Annotated in this window: 17 protein-coding genes; 5 read left to right on the top strand and 12 right to left on the bottom strand. The window is 32.9% G+C overall.

The genetic code is table 11. From position 1 onward, the window contains the following. Position 1 precedes the first annotated feature (1 nt). Positions 2-457, bottom strand: coding sequence for a thioredoxin-dependent thiol peroxidase (gene bcp / locus GQS07_RS10755; RefSeq protein WP_158210806.1), 456 nt, complete (start codon positions 455-457; stop codon positions 2-4). A gap of 245 nt (positions 458-702) precedes the next feature. Between bcp and GQS07_RS10750 the strand changes: the two genes are divergently transcribed. Continuing rightward, entirely contained in the window at positions 703-810 is a 108-nt protein-coding gene (locus GQS07_RS10750; RefSeq protein WP_158210805.1) for a 30S ribosomal protein THX, read from the top strand. A gap of 63 nt (positions 811-873) precedes the next feature. Here the strand turns inward: GQS07_RS10750 and GQS07_RS10745 are convergent, their stop codons facing one another. Then, positions 874-2,274 (bottom strand): serine hydrolase, encoded by a 1,401-nt coding sequence (locus GQS07_RS10745; protein WP_158210804.1) that lies wholly within the window; start codon positions 2,272-2,274, stop codon positions 874-876. A 754-nt stretch (positions 2,275-3,028) separates the two neighbouring features. Here GQS07_RS10745 and GQS07_RS10740 point away from each other — a divergent pair. After that, positions 3,029-3,691 (top strand): endonuclease III domain-containing protein, encoded by a 663-nt coding sequence (locus GQS07_RS10740; RefSeq protein ID WP_158210803.1) that lies wholly within the window; start codon positions 3,029-3,031, stop codon positions 3,689-3,691. Between the two features lie 20 nt (positions 3,692-3,711). On the opposite strand, the gene GQS07_RS13705 is transcribed toward GQS07_RS10740, so the two are convergent. Continuing rightward, a complete protein-coding gene (locus GQS07_RS13705; protein ID WP_199269097.1) occupies positions 3,712-3,861 on the bottom strand; it encodes a hypothetical protein in 150 nt (49 codons plus the stop codon). Between the two features lie 53 nt (positions 3,862-3,914). After that, a complete protein-coding gene (locus tag GQS07_RS10735; protein ID WP_158210802.1) occupies positions 3,915-4,502 on the bottom strand; it encodes a sigma-70 family RNA polymerase sigma factor in 588 nt (195 codons plus the stop codon). A gap of 346 nt (positions 4,503-4,848) precedes the next feature. Between GQS07_RS10735 and uvrA the strand changes: the two genes are divergently transcribed. Next, positions 4,849-7,659, top strand: coding sequence for an excinuclease ABC subunit UvrA (uvrA, locus tag GQS07_RS10730; protein WP_158210801.1), 2,811 nt, complete (start codon positions 4,849-4,851; stop codon positions 7,657-7,659). A 52-nt stretch (positions 7,660-7,711) separates the two neighbouring features. Here the strand turns inward: uvrA and GQS07_RS10725 are convergent, their stop codons facing one another. The 4 genes from GQS07_RS10725 to GQS07_RS10710 form a co-directional block, all read right to left on the bottom strand. Next, positions 7,712-9,007 (bottom strand): glycosyltransferase family 4 protein, encoded by a 1,296-nt coding sequence (locus GQS07_RS10725; protein ID WP_158210800.1) that lies wholly within the window; start codon positions 9,005-9,007, stop codon positions 7,712-7,714. A 9-nt stretch (positions 9,008-9,016) separates the two neighbouring features. Continuing rightward, positions 9,017-11,455 (bottom strand): YfhO family protein, encoded by a 2,439-nt coding sequence (locus GQS07_RS10720; protein ID WP_158210799.1) that lies wholly within the window; start codon positions 11,453-11,455, stop codon positions 9,017-9,019. A 121-nt stretch (positions 11,456-11,576) separates the two neighbouring features. Continuing rightward, positions 11,577-11,861 (bottom strand): DUF4834 family protein, encoded by a 285-nt coding sequence (locus tag GQS07_RS10715; RefSeq protein ID WP_158210798.1) that lies wholly within the window; start codon positions 11,859-11,861, stop codon positions 11,577-11,579. Positions 11,862-11,983: 122 nt separating this feature from the next. Further along, positions 11,984-12,373: a rhodanese-like domain-containing protein gene (locus tag GQS07_RS10710; RefSeq protein WP_158210797.1), complete on the bottom strand. Its 390-nt coding sequence runs from the start codon at positions 12,371-12,373 to the stop codon at positions 11,984-11,986. An 89-nt stretch (positions 12,374-12,462) separates the two neighbouring features. Between GQS07_RS10710 and hemN the strand changes: the two genes are divergently transcribed. Both hemN and GQS07_RS10700 read left to right on the top strand, forming a co-directional pair. Further along, positions 12,463-13,824, top strand: a complete 1,362-nt coding sequence (gene hemN / locus GQS07_RS10705) for an oxygen-independent coproporphyrinogen III oxidase (protein ID WP_158210796.1) — start codon at positions 12,463-12,465, stop codon at positions 13,822-13,824. 10 nt (positions 13,825-13,834) lie between these two features. After that, entirely contained in the window at positions 13,835-14,035 is a 201-nt protein-coding gene (locus tag GQS07_RS10700) for a hypothetical protein (protein ID WP_158210795.1), read from the top strand. A gap of 220 nt (positions 14,036-14,255) precedes the next feature. Here the strand turns inward: GQS07_RS10700 and GQS07_RS10695 are convergent, their stop codons facing one another. The 4 genes from GQS07_RS10695 to GQS07_RS10680 all read right to left on the bottom strand — a co-directional run bounded on the left by GQS07_RS10695 (position 14,256) and on the right by GQS07_RS10680 (position 20,704). Next, complete coding sequence (locus GQS07_RS10695; RefSeq protein WP_158210794.1) at positions 14,256-15,173, bottom strand: phospholipase A; 918 nt, start codon at positions 15,171-15,173, stop codon at positions 14,256-14,258. A gap of 1 nt (position 15,174) precedes the next feature. Further along, a complete protein-coding gene (locus tag GQS07_RS10690) occupies positions 15,175-17,829 on the bottom strand; it encodes a DNA gyrase/topoisomerase IV subunit A (protein ID WP_158210793.1) in 2,655 nt (884 codons plus the stop codon). Positions 17,830-17,837: 8 nt separating this feature from the next. Next, positions 17,838-19,688, bottom strand: a complete 1,851-nt coding sequence (locus tag GQS07_RS10685; protein WP_158210792.1) for a DNA topoisomerase IV subunit B — start codon at positions 19,686-19,688, stop codon at positions 17,838-17,840. 77 nt (positions 19,689-19,765) lie between these two features. Continuing rightward, on the bottom strand, positions 19,766-20,704 hold the full coding sequence (locus GQS07_RS10680) for a YihY/virulence factor BrkB family protein (protein WP_158210791.1): 939 nt from the start codon (positions 20,702-20,704) through the stop codon (positions 19,766-19,768). Positions 20,705-20,894: the final 190 nt, after the last annotated feature.

The following is a 20,894-nucleotide window of genomic DNA, read 5'->3' as shown; positions in this document are numbered from 1 at the left end:
CTTATTTTTCTAAAATCTGAGTAGCGTGATCTTTTGTTTTAACCTTAGTAATTACATCGGTTAAAACGCCATTCTCATCAATAACAAAAGTGCTGCGGTGAATACCATCATAGGTACGCCCCATAAATTTCTTAGGTCCCCAAACTCCAAATGCGTTTAACACCTCTCTATTTTCATCTGCAAGCAATGGAAAAGGCAAACTATTCTTATCGATAAACTTCTGTTGTCTTTCGGCAGAATCAGCACTTACACCTAATAACTCATATCCTTTTTCTTTTAATATCTCATAATTATCTCTCAAGTTACAAGCCTCGGCAGTACAACCTGGTGTACTTGCTTTTGGATAAAAGAAAACAATCAATTTTTTTCCTTTATAATCTCCTAACTGATGTGTATTTCCTGCTTGATCAACTCCTTTAAAATCTGGTGCTTTATCTCCTATTTGTAATGTAGTCATTTCTTGATATTTTTAGATTTTAAGTAAATGTAACTTTTTTTGTTGCAAAATAAAAAATTATCTCTTCCCCTACATACCCACAAACACCAAAGTCATTGGGTTAACTACTCCCCATAAAAGCTACTTACAAAGCTATTACTCTAAAATTTAAACGCTTATCTCCCTCTTTTTTTGTATATTGGGATATTCTGTTGTTTTCAGAAGAGAAGTCAAATAATTTATTAATTTAAAACCGTTAAGCAATTATGGGAAAAGGTGATCTAAAAACAAAAAGAGGTAAAATCGTGAATAAATCTTATGGAGTAAGACGACCAAAAAAAGCGAATAAACCCTCTACAGATACCACTAAGTAAATGAAAAAGGAGATACTTCAGAAGTATCTCCTTTTTTAGTTTTATATCAGAATGTTTTATTCTCTATTCCTCTAATAGTTTTACAACCAATTTATAGCTTAACTCATCTAAAGTAGCTAATGCGTCTTCTGATGAACTATTGGATAAAATTACCACTCCTTTTTTAGCTATTGGATCAAAAGCTACATAGTTGGAATACCCACCATCTATTCCTCTACTAAAATATAAAGGATTTGGCGAGTTAAAAGGCGAACCTATCTTCCATCCTAAACCAATCCAATAGTTATGAGATACAATAAGTGTCGGCTTTTGTGTTAATTGTAAAACTTTATCTTCTTTATTAAACTGTGCTTGTACAAACTTTGTCATATCCTCCAAAGTAGTTACTCCACCACTTGATGGTAATAACGCTTCAACCTTTGGTGGATACATCTCTTTGTGATCCATTCGAATTCCTTTTACCAAATGCTTCTTCTTTTTAGGAATCAACATAGATGAATTGTGCATACCATATTTGCTAAATACCACATCATCTATAATGTTCGTGAATGGCTTGTTGTATATCTTACTCAAGGTATTACCTAACACAGCATATCCAAGAAAGGAAAAACTTTGTCTCTTACTATTATCTATAGAGTCCAAAACAAATTGATTCTTCAAGTAATCTTCCAATTGTTTACTTGAGTAATTACCCAAATAATCGTCTTCATTTTGCATAGCCTCATCACTCACAGGAGGTAGCATAGGTACAAAAGCCGAATGATTTGCTAATTTCACTAAACTCACCTGTGTATCCTTATACAACGGAAAATCATAATACTGATTTATCATTGAAGTAATATCAACGCCCTTATTTACAGAAGCATTCGCTAAAGCCGCTGAGGTAAATATTGTACTTAAATTTGCCAAAGAAAACTGCTTGGTAGCGTTGTCTTCTTTTGCAATCTTTTCTCCATTTTTCTTAAATCCGTAATAAGTAACATTCTTATCATCGATCATTGCAACAGCAAATTGTCCTTTATTAGGCAAATTTCTTGTTTCTTCTACCAAGATTTGTTCAACAGACATTGCTTTAAAAGCATCATCTACTTTTTCATCTGGCATATTAAGAATACGGAAACCTACTACTTCCCCTTCTTCATTCATTGCAAGGTTAAGCAAGGCTACTTCATTATTCTCAAACTCAGTTCTATAAAGTGCTAACTGATTGTTATCTAATCCGTAAAACTCCATATTCTTGATGTTTCCCAACTTCTCTTTCATCTCTACAAAGAACGACTTGGCTTGTGCGCGTGGCAATTCTTGTTGTAAAGAAGCTGAGAAGAAACTATAAATATCATCATAATCATTAGCGTTGTAATCCTTGACGAATACATCAATTAAAGGACGCTTTTCTTGTGCTTGTCCAAAACTGGCAACTGAAGCAAAAAGCAACACTAATAAGGAAACTCCTATGTTTTTCATTGTACTAATTTTTCTAAGGATAAATATATTAGTTATTCACAGAATAATACTACACTTTAACAAGTTTAAGGGAAATTTTAAAAGTCTATCTCCTTGAACAGCTACAAAATTAAATACTCCTTAACTAAATGCAATAGACCACTAACGAAGCTTTTTACTTTACGCCTCGTCTATAAATACTCGATATTAATCTTCAAGCCTTGTTTTATAATATACTATAACTAAGCTTATTTGACAATTATCCGACACTCCTCTGACAATTGTCCGACAAAATACCCCTTAGCCCAGTATTCTCCAAGGATTGTCCCACTATTGTCGGAGAATCTACTTATGAGACTAAAATAAAATACTTTAAAAACAACAAATAAACAACTGATAAACAACTGATAAACAAATGCTTACATTAAAAACCACTTAATTTTATACGATTTTAAAATGATAGAAAACCTGTCAAAACAAGCCTTTTTTAGCTAAAAAACAGCTCACTTTCCTCCTTTTTTGACTAAAAACCTATTTAAAAAATCCATTTTTTACCTATTTTTTCACTTAAAACGAGCTAATTATATACTCGGATACTTATAAAGGATCTTCTTATGTGAGAAAAAAACCGCCCATTTCTTTGCTGATTTCCCTACTTTCTTGTTCAAAAATGAAACTTACTTATTTGATTATATAGGCATCAATAACATTTATAGCAATGCCTTAACAAAACCTTCTTTTTTAAGTATATTCGCATTTATAAAAGAAAATGACAATGACGAAAAGTGAAAAAGTTCAGTTTGTTCTTGATACATTAGACGCAATATATCCAGAAATACCAGTACCATTAGACCATAAAGATCCATATACCTTACTTATAGCAGTATTGCTTTCTGCACAATGTACAGATGAACGTGTAAATAAAATCACACCTATTCTATTTGCTAAAGCTGATAATCCGTATGATATGGTTAAAATGACAGTTGAAGAGATTCAAGACATCATTAGACCTTGTGGATTATCGCCAATGAAATCAAAAGGGATTTACGGACTTTCTCAAATCCTGATAGAAAAATATAATGGTGAAGTTCCTGCTGATTTGGAAGCATTGAAAGAAATGCCCGCTGTTGGTCATAAAACAGCAAGTGTTGTAATTTCTCAAGCCTTCGGAATACCTGCATTTCCTGTTGATACACATATACACCGCTTGATGTATCGTTGGAATTTTACAAATGGAAAAAGTGTTGAGCAAACTGAAAAAGATGCTAAAAGATTGTTTCCTAAAGACAGATGGAATAAACTACATTTACAGTTAGTGTGGTATGGAAGACAATATTCTCCTGCTCGAGGATGGAATTTAGAAATAGATATTATAACGAGTGTTATCGGTAGAAAAACCGTTATCAATGAGTACTATAAGAAAAAAGCACGTAAATAATTTTACGTGCTTTTTTATTTTTAGTTTTCTTTTAATTTAAGCGATTTCTTACTCAATAAACCATTTAGCTCTAAGTTAGATAGTCTTTTTGAATAATTTAAAAGAAATTCGATTGTTTCTTTTTTTGGTAAAGAAAATTCAGGGTGTTTTGCATTGTAGTTGTTCTTCATATATGGACTGTTTTGTTGTTTTGTACCATTATAACGAACAATTTACAATAATATTATATATCAGTCAAAACGATTTGGTTATCATCAATTAACTTCCTTAAATTCAACAAGGCATAACGCATTCTTCCTAATGCTGTATTAATACTTACATCAGTAATCTCTGCAATCTCTTTAAAACTTAAATCTTGATACATACGCATCATAACAACTTGTCGTTGATCTTCAGGCAGTTCTTTAATTAACATTCGTAAATCTTCTTCAACTTGCTCTTTAATCATCAAACCTTCCATTGTTTGAGAATCATCTTTTAAAAATGAAAATAGCGGTAGGTCCTCAGAATCATATTGAATATTCAGGCGTTTTTCTTTTCGGTAATGGTCCATTACCAAATTATGAGCAATACGAATTACCCAAGGTAAAAACTTACCCTCTTCATTATATCGTCCTGATTTTAGTGTGTTTATAACTTTAATAAAAGTTTCTTGGAATATATCATTCGTCAAATCTGAATCGGGTAATTTAGAGAATATAAACCCATAGATTTTTGACTGATGTCTTTTTATCAAAACTTCAAGTGCATCTTCGCCCCCAGCTATATAGTATTTTACTAACATAGCATCCGGCATATCTACATATACCATAACAAAATTCTTTAAATAGCTGTAATTATATTTATAAAGTATTTTTGTTGTATAGGCCTTTTTTATTTTTGATAGTTTTGTGGTACAAATATAGACAAAATATTGTGTTAAAATAATTTTATACTTTTTTTATTATACTGATTATCAAAAGTTGATAATTTATACGTCATAATATTAGCTTATTTCACACTTACCACGAAAAACAGCTTTTACATAGCTATCTTTCTTCCTTATTTTTTTTTATGATAATAGTGTTTTCTTAAACCAACTTATAAAAAACAAAGTAGTCTTAGTTTTAAAGAAACAAAGAAAGCATTACCTTTGTTTTTCATCCTTTGTAGGCAAAATGAAAAAAACAGATTTCTCTAAAATAGATCCCAAAAAGAATATTATTATTAAAGGTGCTCAGTTGCACAACCTTAAAAATATAGACGTTGTTATTCCTCGAAACAATTTTGTTGTTGTTACCGGTTTATCTGGTTCTGGAAAATCAAGTTTAGCTTTTGATACCCTTTATGCTGAGGGTCAAAGAAGGTATGTGGAAAGTTTGTCTGCTTATGCACGTCAATTCCTTGGTAGAATTGATAAACCAAAAGTTGAATACATCAAGGGTATTGCTCCTGCTATTGCTATTGAGCAAAAAGTAAATACTACAAATGCCCGATCTACCGTTGGTACGTCAACTGAAATTTATGATTACATTAAACTTCTTTATGCTCGTATTGGAAAAACCTTCTCTCCTATCTCAGGAAAAGAAGTTAAAAAAGATACGGTAAGCGATGTTTTGGATTACATAAAAGGATTAGAACTTAAATCTAAATGGTTATTACTTGCTCCTATACAATTAGACGAGGATCGAGAATTGCACATTCTCTTACATATTTTATTACAACAAGGATATGCAAGAATTCTGTACAAAAATGAAACAACACGTTTGGATTCATTCTTAGACGAAAATACAGCAGAGGCTATTGCAAAAATGAACATCAAGGATATTATGCTTATCGTTGACCGAATTGTTGTAAATGACACAGAGGAGTTTTATAATCGTCTTGGAGATTCTATTGAGAATGCTTTCTTTGAAGGTAAAGGTTATTGTTATTTACAAGATCTTTCTGATAACTCAAGAGTAGAGTTTAGTAATAACTTTACATTAGATGGCATTACCTTTTTAGAACCAAATGTACATTTATTTAGCTTCAACAACCCTTACGGAGCCTGCCCTTCTTGTGATGGTTATGGTAGCATTATAGGAATTGATGAAGAATTAGTAATTCCTAATACAGGACTTTCGGTTTATGAGAATGCTGTTTTCCCTTGGAGAGGTGAATCTATGAGCTGGTATAGAGACCAGTTAGTCAACAATGCTTATAAATTTGACTTTCCTATTCACAAACCAATCTTTGAACTTACAGAAGAACAAAAAGCGCTGCTTTGGGAGGGTAATAAATTCTTTACTGGTTTAAATGGCTTCTTTGAGGAACTGGAAGAAAAAAATTATAAAATACAAAACAGGGTTTTACTTTCTCGTTATAGAGGTAAAACAAAATGTCCTACTTGTAAAGGTAAAAGACTTAGAAAAGAGGCAAACTACGTTTTAGTTGGTGGTAAAACAGTATCTGAATTGGTTGATTTACCAATTAAGCATATCAAAACATTTTTTAATCAATTAGAACTTAATAAATATGATGCTAAAGTTGCTAATCGATTGCTAATTGAAATTAACAACCGTTTGGAGTTCTTAACGAATGTTGGTTTAGACTATCTTACGTTGAATCGTAACTCCTCTACTTTATCTGGTGGAGAGTCACAACGTATTAACTTGGCTACTTCTCTTGGTAGTAGTTTAGTGGGTTCTATGTATATCTTAGACGAACCAAGTATTGGTTTACATCCTAAGGACACAGAAAAACTTATTGATGTGCTTAATAACTTAAAAGCACTTGGTAATACAGTGATTGTCGTTGAGCACGATGAGGATATTATGAAATCGGCTGACCAAATTATTGATATTGGTCCAGAAGCTGGTACGTTTGGTGGAGAACTTGTAGCTCAGGGTACTTATGAAGATATTTTAAAGTCAGATTCTTTGACAGGACAATACCTAAGTGGTAAAATGAAGATTGAAGTGCCTAAGTCAAGACGCGAGTATAAAAATTACATCGAGATTGTTGGTGCGAGAGAAAACAACTTGAAAAATGTAGATGTTATTTTCCCTCTTGATTGTCTTACTGTAATCACAGGAGTTTCTGGATCAGGAAAGAGTACATTAGTTAAAAAGATACTATATCCAGCATTACAAAAAAAGTTGAGAGGACTAAGTGATAAGCCAGGACAATTTACAGAAATGCGTGGTGAGTTCGCTAATATTAAAGCTGTTGAATATGTGGACCAAAACCCTATTGGTAGAAGTTCACGATCTAATCCTGTTACGTACATCAAAGCCTATGATGAGATTAGAGATTTATATTCTAAACAACAGTTGTCTAAATTGCGCAATTACCAACCGAAACACTTCTCTTTTAACGTAGATGGTGGAAGATGTGAAACTTGTAAAGGGGAAGGTACTGTAACGGTAGAAATGCAGTTTATGGCTGATGTTCACTTAGAATGTGAAACTTGTCATGGTAAACGTTTTAAAAAGGAAATACTTGAAGTAAACTTTGAAGGGAAGAATATTGATGATATCCTAACAATGACAATTGATGATGCTTTACAATTCTTTGAAACGCATAATCAAACGAAAATAGCACAACGATTAAGACCTCTACACGAGGTTGGTTTAGGCTACGTACAATTAGGACAATCATCTTCAACACTTTCTGGTGGAGAGGCTCAACGTATTAAGTTGGCATCTTTCTTATTAGCGGGTACAACAAGAGATAAGGTATTATTTGTTTTTGATGAACCTACTACGGGTCTTCATTTTCACGATATTCAGAAATTGCTTAAATCATTTGAGGCATTGATTGCTAAAGGGCATTCTATTATTGTGATTGAACACAATTTAGACCTGATTAAATGTGCTGATTACATCATTGATATCGGTCCTGAAGGCGGTGAAAATGGTGGTGAACTTGTAGCTTTTGGAACTCCTGAGGAGATTTGTAAAAACAAAAAATCTATTACAGGTAAATACTTGAAAGATAAATTATAACAAAAAAGGGTAACGCGATGCGTTACCCTTTTTTGTTTATATTTCTGTAATCTTAATACTTCTTAATTACACTTACCAATTTCTCTGTTAAGCGCTTGCGACTGTAATACTGTAATCCCATTCCGTGTACATTTAATTGCTTATTTTTATACAATTCAAAATACTCAGACAGAACATCCATTATCTTATCCTTTTCGCTATATAAAGCTACTTTTCCTGTATTGGTTTGTTGAATTATCTCAAAGAAATCAGATTCCTCTGGCCCTATTCCTAATATTGGTCGTTCAGAAGCCATATACTCAAATAACTTTCCAGGAATAATTGCTTTAGTATCATCTGAATCAATTTCAACTAATAACAGTACTTGAGATGCACGCATTTGCTTTAAAGAGTCTATGTGATCTATATACCCCATATTTAGCGTACAACCCTCTAATTTAAACTCCTTGATGGTATCTAAGATTTCTTGGCTGACCTTTCCTATTAACTTTAATTGAAACTGCGCTTTGAACTCTTTATTTTCTTTTCTTAATTCACTAATCGCCTTCCATAAAACACGTGGGTTTCTATTAGCAAGGAATGAACCAATATGAGCTAAAGTAAACTTATCATCTAAAGCAACCTTTCCGACATTGGTAATATCATATCCATTCGTAATTACTGTTATAGGAGTATTCGTCTTTTCTTCAAATTCACTTTTAGTAGTCTTACTTGTTACAATAATCTCATCAGCATTATTCAAGACTTGCTTCTCTAAATTCAAATGAGCTTGCTTAGATTTTTCTGTCAACTTCAGTTCCTTATGGTAACCAATGGTTGTCCAAGGATCCCTAAAGTCAGCAATCCAATTAACTCCTAACTTCTCTTTCAACGCCATACCTATCAGGTGCATACTATGAGGAGGTCCCGTTGTAATGATTGTCTTCACATCCGGATTATCCTGTAAATACTTTGTAAGATAGACTACAGAGGGTTTTACCCATTTCACACGTGCATCTGGAATAAAGCAATTACCTCTGACCCATAATAACAACTTGTCTATAAAAGTCTGCTTCTTTTGATTTGGAATCATACCAGCACTAAGAGAACTCGTCTTGTTTGACGAGAAGACTTTAGCCAACTTATAAGGTTCACTAATCTTATTTCTAAGTATAGTTACGTCAGGGTTAACTTCTTTGATAAGATTATTATCCATTAAAGGATAAGTAGCATTATCAGGTATATATAAAATAGGCTCGATAGCAAAGTCTGGAAGGTATTTCACAAACTTTAACCAACGCTGTACGCCTGGTCCTCCTGCTGGTGGCCAATAATAACTAATGATTAAAACTTTCTTTTTCTCTGTCATAACACAGTTTTACGCTCTTTTTTCTTTTTCCATTCTTACTACATAAAGAACTCCCCCAACAATAACTAACAGGATTAAGAATGATGAAATTAATGAAATCATTCCTCCTTTTTTAATTACTTCTGGTTCAAATGTAAACTCTACAGTGTGTTTCCCTTTTGGCAACACTACTGCTCTTAATACATAATCAGCCGCAAAAATTGGCGTTTCTGTTACCCCATCAATCTTTGCAACCCATCCTTTTGGATAGTATATTTCTGAGAATACAGCTACAGCATCTTCCTCATTTACATAGTCATAGACAACTTTATTTGGTGCATAACTACGCAATGAAATAGTAGCCGAATCAACTGTATAATTGTCTTTTAAATTGATATTTGAAAACTGTGCAGTATTTACTACAGCTTCTGTTTTTGTTTTTAATTGATCAAATGCCTTCATTTCATCATCAGCAGTACTTACTTTTTTGATTGTTGAAACAAACCAAGCATTACCATTTGCATTTTCGTTTAACATTGGAATATCTTGTCCTTGCTCATCTTTTTGAATCACATAGCGAACATTCATCATATTCAGAACTTCCATATTGTTCTTACCGCTCAATTGGTACTCTGCTAATTCTTGCATTCTACGTGGCTTAGCTGCGTGGTATCCTCCTAAAGAATTATGGAAGAATGAAGAACGCGCACTATTAAATCCACCTGCTACTTCATAAACTCTGAAATGGCTCGGGTCATTTAAAATAACTTTATCTGCTTGTGTTGCTTGGAACGGATTAGTCATTTGTGTAGCTAACACGAAATTAGAATCATTTACATATCTTCTGTCAACCAATACCAAATCTCCTACCATCAAAACACCAATAATAATCACTGATATTTTCGCTGATATTTTTTCTTTTGCAGTAAAGAATAAGGTAACGGCCGTAAACAATACTAAGATAAATGCTCTAATCAAGTCTGCTGTATAAAGAGATTTTCTATCGTCTATTAATGCTTTGATATAACCAGGTCCTATCTCTCCGTAAGCATTTCTATAGTAATCATCGTTTAATCCAATAAAACTTAATGTTCCTTTGATAACAAATAAGAAAGCGAAAAGTAAAACTGTAATGATAGCTGATTTCTTAAGTACAGCCATCTGCTCTTCTTTCTCAATTTTACTATAAGCATACAAGCCCATTATTGCTAAAGCAGGAATACACAATTCTAAGATTACTTGTATTGACGATACTGCTCTAAACTTGTTGTATAAAGGCACAAAGTCTATGAAGAAGTCTGTTAATAATGGGAAGTTTTTACCCCAAGAAAGCAATAATGATAGAACTGCTCCGATAACAAAAACATACTTAACGTTTCGCTTTTCAGCAAACATTCCAACCACAAATAAGAAGAAAACAACGATTCCTATATACGCTGGTGCAGCTACAATTGGTTGATCTCCCCAATACGTTGGCGAGTGTTCAGCCATTTCTGCTGCTTGTTGATGTGATGCTCCTAATGAACCGAAATAAGAGTAAACATTTGATTTACTATCTAACTTCTCGTTATTTGCTCCTCCTGTTAAACGAGGAACAAGTAAGTTAAAGCTTTCAAATAAGCCATAACTATATTCAGTGATATACTCATAACTCATTGCATTTGAAGAAGTCTTTGGCGAGCCATCTGCTTGAAAAGACAACTCACTATTACTACGAGTACTAAACTTTGTGTATTCAGATGTTGCCATTAAGTTAGTTGCATTAGCTCCTATACTTAAAATACCTGCAACAATGAAGATACCTATAGCAGTTCCTAATTCTTTAAACTCTTTATTTTTAATGTAAACAACTGTGTAATAAACGCCTATCACTACTAATAGTAATAATAAATAATAGGTCATTTGGAAGTGGTTAGCACTAATTTCTAATGCTGCGGCAACTAAGGTAAGTATACCTCCCTTGATATAATGCTTTCTAAAGACTAACAACACTCCAGCTACAACCATTGGCATATAAGCAATAGCGTGCGCTTTCGCATTGTGTCCAACGCCTAATATAATAATCAAATAGGTTGAAAAACCAAAGGCTAAGGCTCCGATAAAAGACCTTAATGGCTTCATTCCCAATGAAATTAACAAGATATAGAATCCAATGAAGTAAACGAATAAATAATCCGCTGGTCGTGGTAAAAAACGAATAGCACTATCTAAGGCTTTCACGTAGTTATGCGGATACTTTGCTCCCAATTGATAGGTTGGCATTCCTCCAAAAGCACTATTGGTCCAATAAGGTTCATCTCCTGATTGTAAACGATAGTCTATTTGCTCTTTGGCCATACCAGTGTATTGTACAATATCAGACTGATGGATAACCTTTCCTGACAAGACAGGTGAAAAATATAATAAGGCTACTATAGCAAAACCTATAACAACTAAAAAATGGGGTAAAAATTTCTTTAACGTATTCATCCTTTGCGTGGCATTTACTTTTTTATTGAATACGCTAAAGTAAGTAAATTTAATCACGCACTAAAGAGAACATTACAGAAATATAAGGGTATAAAAAAAGACCCACATTGGGGTCTTCTTACTATTTTGTATCTATTTCTTCAAACTCGATATATTCTCCAACAACCTTTGTTGATCGAGGAACCTGATTGTCTGACGAAGTGTCTGGTTTCGCTTGTTGACTTTGATTCTCTCTATACTGGTTATATTGTTGTTGTTGTCTTTCTTGAAAGTTCTGCCCTGCCTTTTTTGCTACCTTCATTAATAGCAAAGGAAATAAATAACGCATAGCAAACTTGAACGCATAATAGACTAATACTATAATCAGTAAAGTCTTTATAAATCCTCCAAATGATGCTGTATCCATAATCTCACTGTTTTTTTCAAAAATAACAAAACTTCGTTCTCATAAAGAATAATAAATCTTAAATAATTGATAAAATCAATTTCATTACAAGAGTCATATTCTCAATTCCGCAATGTATCTTACTAATTCTCAACAGAAGTAGTATTCCATTTAGAATATCCTTCTTTTAACTCATATACTTGTTCAAAGCCTTGTTCTAATAACATATTTCTTGCTTTAGCACTTCTCTTACCTGATTTACAGAAAATATATAATGGTTGCGACTTATCTAATTTATTAGCTTCCTCTAAAAAGTTATCTTGTAATACATCTATATTTTGAGCGTATTCGATTGTTCCTTCATTAAATTCTTTCTCAGTTCTCACATCTAATAATTGAACCTTATTTGTCTCAATTACTTCTTTAAACGTTTCATTTGACATCAAATGATCTTTTTTCTCCTGTGCGCAAGCTACAGTTGAAATCCCCATACAAAGTACTAAAAAGAATTTCATTACATTTTTTGTTCTCATAATTTGCTTGATTTGATAGGCTAAAATGACAATTATCATAGTATGCACTATTTTTAAACTCTACTTTTGTTTTCAAATATATAATAAATATGTCACTTTCTCTTATTCAAAAATACAATGTACCTGGTCCAAGATATACCAGTTATCCTACTGTGCCTTATTGGGAACAAGAAACATTTACAAGAGAGAGTTGGCTTGAATCGTGTAAAAGATCTTTTATAGAGTCTAATGATACTGAGGGTATCAGTATTTATATTCACTTACCTTTTTGCGAAAGTCTTTGTACTTTCTGTGGTTGCCATAAACGAATCACAAAAAGACACGAAGTAGAGAACCCATATATACAAGCTGTACTAAAAGAATGGCAATTGTATTGTAATCTTTTTGGTGCTAAACCAAAGATTAAGGAGATTCACTTAGGCGGTGGTACTCCTACTTTCTTCTCTCCAGAGAACCTAACAATGTTGATAGAAGGAATAACAAATAATGCTATCATTGCTGATAACCACGAATTTAGTTTTGAGGGACATCCTAATAACACAACGAAAGAACACTTAGCTACGTTATACAACTTAGGTTTTAGACGTGTTAGTTTTGGTGTACAAGATTATAACCCAGAAGTTCAAAAAGCTATACACAGAGAACAGAGTTTTCACAATGTCGCTAAAGTTACACTTTGGGCTAAAGAATTAGGTTATACTTCTATATCGCACGATATTATTTATGGTTTGCCTTTTCAGAATTTAGCACACGTAATAGATACTATTGAGAAAACTAAATCACTATCACCTGACAGGCTTGCTTTTTATAGTTATGCACACGTGCCGTGGATTAAAGGTAATGGTCAAAGAGGATTTAATGATGAAGATGTACCAAAAGACAATGAAAAGCGTGAACTTTATGAAAAAGGGAAAGAACTTTTATTAAAGAATGACTATGTTGAAATTGGAATGGATCACTTTGCTTTGAAATCAGATTCATTGTACAAAGCGCTAAACTCTCAAAATATTCATAGAAACTTTATGGGCTACACATCTTCTAAAACACAAGTAATGATTGGCTTAGGAGTTTCTTCTATAAGTGATAGTTGGTATTCTTTTGCACAGAATGAAAAAGATATTGATACTTATTATAGCTTATTAGACGAAAATATAATACCTGTTACCAAAGGTCATATTTTGACGGAAGAAGATTTGATAATCCGAAAACATATCTTAAATTTAATGTGTTCTTTATCTACTGACTTAGATGAGGATATTGATAAAATTAACTTCACTCCTATCTTACAAGAATTAAAGGAATTTGAAGAAGATCAACTTATCAATATTACAGGAAATAAAATTAAGATATCTAAAAAAGGAAGAGCTTTTGTAAGAAATATCTGTATGGCTTTCGACTTACGCCTTCAGAGAAATAAACCACAAAGACAGCTTTTCTCTATGACTATTTAAACTTCATAAAATGAATAAAAAAAATCTTGAAAAGGGAGCAACTTTTATAGTACTACTATGGTTAGTTTACGGAATTTTCAATTTAAATAGTGAGAACTTATGGTCTATAAAAGACAACTGGTTCTCTTTCCTTGGGTTCATAGCATTCATTGCTTACTTAGCTTATTCGCTTAAAAAGGCGGCTAAACAACAAGATATAAAAAACTCTTAGGACAAATATTTACAAACTGAATTGTCATTTGTTTTTATTGCTATACAGCAGCAATACTAATAAGGAAAGGGGCTATCTATAATTAGATAGCCCCTTTTTCCTTTTATATATTTAACTCAGTATAATAAATAGTCTTATTTCTACCTACTTGATTATCAATCTTAGCTGATTCAAAAGCAAGAAGATACTAAGCCGTTTACTCACCAAATCTAATAGTCTGCTATAACCATTCCATTAACGTAATCCCTACCCCTACAGTCGTTTGATTCCAGTTATAGTCAATCATAGAATCACCATAACCATTATTTACAACCACAAATGCTTTTAAATTATGTTTGATTGGATAAGCCCACGTTAATTCAGTAAAACCTTTATATCTACTATTCAAACGCATATTACTACGCATTAAGAAGGTAAACATCTGACCATTATCTCTACTGTAAATAACATTTAGTTCTCCTTTCCCAATATACTCCTCAATTCTTGGATTATCTTCCTTCTCGAATGTTTCGTGAAATTTAACCCAAGGACGCAACATAAATGTCCATTTGTTATACTCCATTCCTAAGTGCATTGTAAACCTATTCCAACTTCTTGAAGTAGGTAAGCTCTTTCCATTTGACTGGTGATTAAACCCAAAACCAACCATTTTAAACTTAAAATCGTTAATTGCAAAATCTAACGGATAATTAAAGATTATTTCCGGTTCGTAATTTAACTCACGAAAAGGTCTTGATTCTTTACCATTGTACGCTTGCCAATTAGCTGTTTGTGTAAAAGCTAACCAAATATCACCTTTACCATCAAAAAGTCCTTGTGCAACTTTAGTTTTAAAACTCAACTGAAACTTAATCTCCCAGTTATCATAATCAATCGGTTCCGTAGAACTATTGTTAGGATTTAAACTTGTTGGCTGCTCATTTGGTCTACTATACCATTTGGCTGGCAACAAATAAATAGGTTTATAAGGCGTAATAGTAAAGGTTTTCTTTCTCGTTTCTGGAGTTAAATCCCAACGTTCATTTAATCCTTGTGCTTTTCTATTTTCGTCAAAAAGCGTATCATCTTGAACCTGACCAAATACAGAAGTCATTGAGCACAAAAAAAGTGCTGCTACTGTAAGATATACCTTTTTCATATTAAAATAAAAGTGTTGATTGTCCATCGTCATCTATTCCTATATTAGGCATATCCCCATTTAATTCAGGCATTATTTCTTCTTCCTCTTCCTCCTCTTCTTCTACTTCAACATAAGGTAATGACTCTAAAGCACTTATTTGTCTTACTTTATCAGTTGTAACTTGATTTCCTAAAGCTTTAATTCCCTTTACAACAATAAATTGCTCTAAATCAAGAACTAAATTCTCTTTTTGAACTCCTTTTACTTTGCTAAATACCACTTCAAATACTGGACGATAATCTGTTGAAACTATCTCTAATTTTGATCCTTCGTGTTCTGATATAAAAAACTCTTCTTTATTCTCATTCTCTACTAAGAAACGCTTAGCAAAATATCTCGCTTTTTCTCCATCAAAGTATATTGCTGAAATAGGCTTGCTTGGTTTCCATTTTTCAAGAACAATCATATCTTCATCAAAATGCGTAGTCAATTCAGGTACTATCGTTTTAACCTTACCAGATTGGCTAACAATCAACAATCTATCGTCTGCTTTAAACTCACCTAATAAATCTCCTCTACCATCAACATTTAAACGATTAACTGTATTGTCAAACCATATCTTACGTGGTCTTAGCGTAGAAATACCTTTCTCTTTTAATTCTATTTTCTTAATTGCGTATTTAGTAACTACATTTCCTTTTGCAGCCCTACCCTTAATTAGCAATTCAGCGAAGTCTAAATCAAATTTTAATTTCTTAACATTCGCTAATTGACGCAACAAGATATTAACTACCTCTGCTTCTCCATTCGGATTAGCTGAGAAATACAATACTTGAGAACCTGCTTTACCTTGTGTCAATTGATACATCTTATCACGAGTAACCCCCGTAATATTGAATCGTTTTACAAAAGAAGATCCCGACTTACCATCGCGGTAAATCATATTGTAAATTGTTCGTTTATCATTCTTATCCCATACAGCGATGTGAATAATATCTTTTCCAACAAATTTCTTTTCATCAACTCTTGAAACCATAACAGAACCATCTCTCAAGAACACAATCACATCATCAATATCTGAACAGTCGCATACATACTCGTCTTTTTTAAGACTCGTACCAAAGAAACCTTCACTTCTATTAACGTATAATTTAGTATTTCTCAAGACAACTTTTGTTGCTTCAATCGTATCAAAACTTTTCAGTTCGGTTTTACGTTCTTTGCCTTTGCCATACTTCTCTTTTAACGTTGTAAAATAGTTAATAGCAAAGTCAATTAGATTAGCTAAATTGAATTTAACTTTCTCTATATCTCCTTCTAAAGCCTCAATATTTTGATTTGCTTTATCAATATCAAAACGAGAAATACGCTTAATCTTAATCTCCGTTAAGCGTGCTAAATCTTCTTGTGTTATCGCGCGTTTTAAATTAGTAATAAATGGTTTTAACCCTTCATCAATCGCATTTAAAACACCTTCCCACGTTTCTTCTTCCTCAATATGACGGTATATTCTATTTTCTATAAATATACGCTCAAGTGATAAGAAGTGCCATTTTTCTTCTAATTCGTGAAGTTCAATCTCTAACTCTCTACGCAACAAATCAACTGTTTGATGTGTTGAAATCTTCAACATTTCTGAAACTCCAATGAATAAAGGGCGATTATTTTCAATAACACACCCTAATGGTGCAATCGATGTTTCACAAGCTGTAAACGCATATAAAGCATCAATCGTTTTATCTGGTGAAGTACCTGCAGGCAAGTGAACTAAAATCTCAACTTCAGCTGCAGTATTATCTTCAATTTTCTTAATCTTAATCTTCCCTTTCTCATTTGCCTTCAACACACTTTCAATTAAAGAAGTCGTTGTTGTTGAAAAAGGTATTTGTGTAATAACTAATGTATTCTTGTCTAATTGAGAAATACGAGCACGCACACGCACACGCCCCCCTCTTAAACCGTCATTGTAATTTGATACATCTGCAATTCCTTGTGTTGGAAAATCCGGATACAAGGTAAATGGTTTTCCTTTTAAGATCTTGATTGACGAATCAATTAACTCAATAAAGTTATGTGGTAATACTTTTGTAGATAATCCTACTGCAATTCCCTCTGCTCCTTGTGCTAATAACAATGGAAATTTCACTGGTAAATTAACCGGTTCATTTCTTCTTCCATCATAAGATGATTGCCAAGTAGTAATCTTAGGCGAATACAATACATCTAATGCAAACTTACTTAAACGTGCTTCAATATACCTTGAAGCCGCTGCACTATCCCCTGTTAGGATATTACCCCAGTTCCCCTGCATATCAATCAGTAACTCCTTCTGTCCAAGCTGCACCATAGCATCAGCAATACTCGCATCACCGTGTGGGTGATACTGCATTGTATGTCCTACGATATTTGCCACCTTGTTGTAACGACCATCATCCAACTCTTTAATAGAGTGCATAATACGACGTTGTACTGGCTTAAAACCATCTTCTATAGCAGGAACAGCTCTTTCCAAAATAACATAAGAAGCGTAATCAAGGAACCAATCCTTGTACATTCCCGTTACTTTGGTAATCGTTTCTTTTTCTTCTTCTACAAGAGACTCGATATGTTCTTCAATGGGTAAGTCGTTATTATTCTTATCTAATTCTGCATCAAAATTATCTTCGTGTATCATATCCTCTATTATTCTACAACATCAAGTTCTACTTTCAAATTATCTATAATAAACTCTTGTCTATCAGGTGTGTTTTTCCCCATATAGAACTCAAGCATTTTTTCAATTGATATTGTTTTATCCAACATCACTGGATCAAGACGTATATCCTCACCAATAAAATACTTAAACTCATCTGGCGAAATCTCTCCAAGACCTTTAAATCGAGTAATCTCTGGTTTTGGTTTTAATTTCTCTATTGCTGCCACACGTTCTTCATCGCTATAGCAATAAATCGTCTCCTTCTTATTTCTAACACGGAATAATGGTGTTTGCAGAATATACAAATGCCCTTCTTTAATTAATTCAGGGAAAAACTGTAAGAAGAAAGTAATCAATAACAATCTAATGTGCATACCATCTACATCGGCATCGGTAGCAATTACAATGTTATTATATCTTAAACTTTCAAAATCTTCTTCAATATTTAAAGCCGCTTGTAATAAGTTAAACTCCTCATTCTCATAAACGATCTTCTTCGTCATTCCATAAGAATTCAAAGGCTTACCACGCAAACTAAATACTGCTTGTGTATTCACATCTCTCGATTTTGTAATCGAACCAGACGCCGAATCACCCTCTGTAATAAACAGTGTACTATCTAAATACCTTGGATTTTTTATATCTGTAAAGTGAACTCTACAATCTCTTAATTTCTTGTTGTGTAAACTTGCTTTCTTAGCTCGCTCTTTTGCAATCTTACGAATACCTGATAGTTCTTTACGCTCTCTCTCTGCTTGCAATATCTTTCTTAATAAAGCATCTGCAATCTCTGGATTCTTATGTAAAAAGTTATCTAATTGATTCTTAACAAAGTCGTTTACAAATGTTCTAACAGTCGGAAGGTTAGGTCCCATATCTGTAGATCCTAATTTTGTTTTTGTTTGAGACTCAAAAACTGGTTCTTCTACTTTTACCGAAATACTTGCTACGATAGACTTACGAATATCAGATGCTTCAAAGTTTTTATTGTAAAACTCTTTTAATGTACGCACAATCGCCTCTCTAAAAGCACCTAAGTGTGTTCCTCCTTGCGTTGTATTTTGTCCGTTCACAAATGAGTAATACTCTTCTGAATACTGAGTTCTACTATGTGTCATAGCAATCTCAATATCATCACCACTCAAATGAATGATTGGATATACCTGATCTTCTACATCAATGTTCTCCTCTAATAAATCTTTTAATCCATTTTCTGAGTAAAACTTCTCTCCGTTAAAAATAATTGTCAATCCTCTATTCAGGTAACAATAATTTTTAAGCATACGTTCTACGTACTCTTTACGGTATTTATAGTTTTTGAAAATAGATTCATCTGCAATGAATGAAACTTTAGTTCCTTTGCGTCTTGAAGTTTCTTGTAAATCTTCTTCTTCTACAAGATCCCCGCCAGAAAACTCAGCACCTTTTAATTGTCCATCTCTAACTGATTCTACACGGAAATAGTTTGACAATGCATTAACTGCCTTTGTACCTACTCCGTTAAGTCCAACGGATTTCTTAAATGCTCTTGAATCATATTTACCTCCCGTATTCATTTTCGAAACTACATCGACTACTTTTCCTAAAGGAATACCACGACCGTAATCGCGCACTGTTACCAGTTTATCCTTTAACGTTACTTCAATAGTCTTTCCAGTTCCCATCACGAACTCATCGATACTATTATCGATTACCTCTTTGATTAAGATATAGATACCATCATCAGGCGATGAACCATCACCTAATTTACCGATATACATACCCGGTCTCATACGGATATGTTCCTTCCAATCTAAAGAACGAATATTATCTTCAGTATATTGATTTTGATCTTGCATAAAAAACATAGGAATTTGCGCTAAAATACTACTATTTAGCTTAAAATAAAAATTGTCTATCTACAGTTTTTGAGGAATTACTCACTACCTAAGGCATCTGAAGAATCTTTTACAACATTTTTACGAATTTCTACAGAATATTCACCAGGAATAATCTTTCTTCCAAATAATTCTGTATAATTTTTAGTGAATTCTGCCCCGAAATATAGTATCATCGCTGAGTAATATACCCAAACTAACATAACGATTATTGATCCTGCTGCTCCATATAACGACATAGATGCTGTATTACCTAAATACAACCCTATTCCAAATTTACCAATCATAAATAAGATTGCTGTAAACCCTGCCCCTACAAAAGCATCTTTCCACCTAATCTGACCGTTAGGCAATGTCTTAAAAATCAACATAAACAACACTGTAATTACTAAAAACACAACGATGTTGTTTAATACGTAAACTAAGTAAATCGTCTCTTCAGCAAAAAATTCACCCAAAAATCCATATAATAAACTTACCATTGAATTGACGAATAAACTCACCAGTAAAACAAATCCAACAGATGCTATCATAGCAAATGACAAAAGCCTGTTTTTAACCAATCTAACAATACTTTTATCTGGTTTGGCTGCTATACCCCAAATATAATTTATCGAGCTCTGAATCTCAGCAAATACCCCTGAAGCACTAAATAGCAACATCGCTACCCCAATAATAGTAGCAATATTACCTTTCTTACTCAATTGTACATTGGCCATTGCCCCTTTTACTTCTTCTGTAGCATTAGGACCTACTAAATCAGTCAACTGATCATAAAAAAAGTTGGCAACATCGTTCTGCTCTACAAAAAAACTACTGGCAGAAATAATTAAGATCATTAACGGAGGCAAGGCAAAAATGGTATAATAAGACAAAGCTGCACTAAACTTCATTGCATTATCGTCTAAAAAATCAAATACCGATTTCTTTAAAAGTTCAAATACCTTTTTCAAAAGATTCAAATTCAAAGCCTCCATAAATTTTATAAATTATTATTTGTCAGTTAAGTAAAGTATAACCGCTTACCTCTTCAAAAATAGAAGTAAAACGTCATTCAATTAAATAATGTAAAATGACACTATTTTCTGAAATCTCCTTCAAAATTACACAAAAGAACTTAACAGATTTACATAGAAAATAAATTATTATTTATAAAAATCCAATTAA

The sequence above is a fragment of the Myroides phaeus genome, from assembly GCF_009799805.1.
Taxonomy (GTDB): Bacteria; Bacteroidota; Bacteroidia; order Flavobacteriales; family Flavobacteriaceae; genus Flavobacterium; species Flavobacterium phaeum_A.
This window is presented reverse-complemented; position numbering and strand designations above follow the sequence as displayed.

Excerpts from the sequence above, each read along its gene's own strand:
- bcp (WP_158210806.1), bottom strand. The coding sequence starts at position 457 with ATGACTACATTACAAATAGGAGATAAAGCACCAGATTTTAAAGGAGTT.
- GQS07_RS10750 (WP_158210805.1), top strand. The coding sequence starts at position 703 with ATGGGAAAAGGTGATCTAAAAACAAAAAGAGGTAAAATCGTGAATAAA.
- GQS07_RS10745 (WP_158210804.1), bottom strand. The coding sequence starts at position 2,274 with ATGAAAAACATAGGAGTTTCCTTATTAGTGTTGCTTTTTGCTTCAGTT.
- GQS07_RS10740 (WP_158210803.1), top strand. The coding sequence starts at position 3,029 with ATGACGAAAAGTGAAAAAGTTCAGTTTGTTCTTGATACATTAGACGCA.
- GQS07_RS13705 (WP_199269097.1), bottom strand. The coding sequence starts at position 3,861 with ATGAAGAACAACTACAATGCAAAACACCCTGAATTTTCTTTACCAAAA.
- GQS07_RS10735 (WP_158210802.1), bottom strand. The coding sequence starts at position 4,502 with ATGGTATATGTAGATATGCCGGATGCTATGTTAGTAAAATACTATATA.
- uvrA (WP_158210801.1), top strand. The coding sequence starts at position 4,849 with ATGAAAAAAACAGATTTCTCTAAAATAGATCCCAAAAAGAATATTATT.
- GQS07_RS10725 (WP_158210800.1), bottom strand. The coding sequence starts at position 9,007 with ATGACAGAGAAAAAGAAAGTTTTAATCATTAGTTATTATTGGCCACCA.
- GQS07_RS10720 (WP_158210799.1), bottom strand. The coding sequence starts at position 11,455 with ATGAATACGTTAAAGAAATTTTTACCCCATTTTTTAGTTGTTATAGGT.
- GQS07_RS10715 (WP_158210798.1), bottom strand. The coding sequence starts at position 11,861 with ATGGATACAGCATCATTTGGAGGATTTATAAAGACTTTACTGATTATA.
- GQS07_RS10710 (WP_158210797.1), bottom strand. The coding sequence starts at position 12,373 with ATGAGAACAAAAAATGTAATGAAATTCTTTTTAGTACTTTGTATGGGG.
- hemN (WP_158210796.1), top strand. The coding sequence starts at position 12,463 with ATGTCACTTTCTCTTATTCAAAAATACAATGTACCTGGTCCAAGATAT.
- GQS07_RS10700 (WP_158210795.1), top strand. The coding sequence starts at position 13,835 with ATGAATAAAAAAAATCTTGAAAAGGGAGCAACTTTTATAGTACTACTA.
- GQS07_RS10695 (WP_158210794.1), bottom strand. The coding sequence starts at position 15,173 with ATGAAAAAGGTATATCTTACAGTAGCAGCACTTTTTTTGTGCTCAATG.
- GQS07_RS10690 (WP_158210793.1), bottom strand. The coding sequence starts at position 17,829 with ATGATACACGAAGATAATTTTGATGCAGAATTAGATAAGAATAATAAC.
- GQS07_RS10685 (WP_158210792.1), bottom strand. The coding sequence starts at position 19,688 with ATGCAAGATCAAAATCAATATACTGAAGATAATATTCGTTCTTTAGAT.
- GQS07_RS10680 (WP_158210791.1), bottom strand. The coding sequence starts at position 20,704 with ATGGAGGCTTTGAATTTGAATCTTTTGAAAAAGGTATTTGAACTTTTA.